Source organism: Micromonospora sp. AMSO1212t (assembly GCF_008868145.1).
Classification (GTDB): Bacteria; Actinomycetota; Actinomycetes; order Mycobacteriales; family Micromonosporaceae; genus Micromonospora; species Micromonospora tulbaghiae.
The window spans coordinates 1-876 of the sequence record NZ_WBKS01000260.1 but is presented as its reverse complement, the minus strand read 5'-3'; the positions used below and the strand labels follow the sequence as shown (position 1 = coordinate 876).

The 876-nt window shown below is 73.7% G+C and carries 1 protein-coding gene; it reads left to right on the top strand.

From position 1 onward, the window contains the following. Positions 1-520, top strand: a 520-nt coding sequence (locus F8279_RS29710) for an Rv3235 family protein (protein WP_151501713.1), incomplete at its 5' end; no start/stop codon positions are given. Positions 521-876 lie beyond the last annotated feature (356 nt).

Sequence of the window (876 nt, the reverse complement as noted above, 5' to 3'; positions counted from 1 at the left end):
GCCGCTCGACCCGCCGTGCACCGACGAGGAACCGCTCTGGAGTCCCGTCGGTCAGCTCACGCTCGACCTGGCCGACCCGCGTCGCCGTGCCACCGCACGCCCCGCCGGCCGCGCCCCGGACCCGGCACCCGCCTGGCCCCGCTGGTCCGGCGCGCAGGCATCAGCCCTCGCCTCCGCCACACCCGAGGGAGCGCGGGCGGCGCACCGGTTCGTGCGCACCTTCCTGGAGATCGTGAACGGCTTCCGCCCACCCGGCCAGATCCGGCCGCTCTGCCTGCCCGAGTCGGCCGGCCCGGTGGCGGCCGAGCTGACCCGCGCGGCCCGCCGGGTGACCCCGGTCCGCCGCCGTACCGCCCGGCCGGCGCTGCTGCTGCGACGCCTGCGTGTGTGCGAGCCCCGCGCGGGCGCGGTCGAGGCCACCGCCGTGTTCGCCGGTGCCGGAGGCGCGAGCTGGGCGGTCGCGATACGCCTGGAACGCCGCCGAGGCACCTGGCTGTGCCAGGTTCTCGACGTCCTCTGAGCCCGGTCGTCGCCTCCCCGACCTGGCTCGACGCGCCGCGGCCACCCGCGCCGATCTGTGAGCGGGCGTAGTCAACAGGCCCCGGCTCCGGCTCCGACTCCGACTCCGACTCCGACTCCGGCGAGATCTTGGTACCAAACGGCCCTCATAGGGGCCCTTTCCTACCAAGATCTTCATCGCTCCCGAAAGACGGAACGCCAATCTCGCTTGTCGGGAGGCTCGCCGCAGGAACCAACCGAGCGAGGATCTCCGGCCCGCGCCACCCTCGCGATCTTGCATTTTCGGTCCTCCGATAACGCCCCGAATCGGGCGCAACGGGGGCCGCAACTACAAGATCGCGGAGTGGGGAGGGTGCG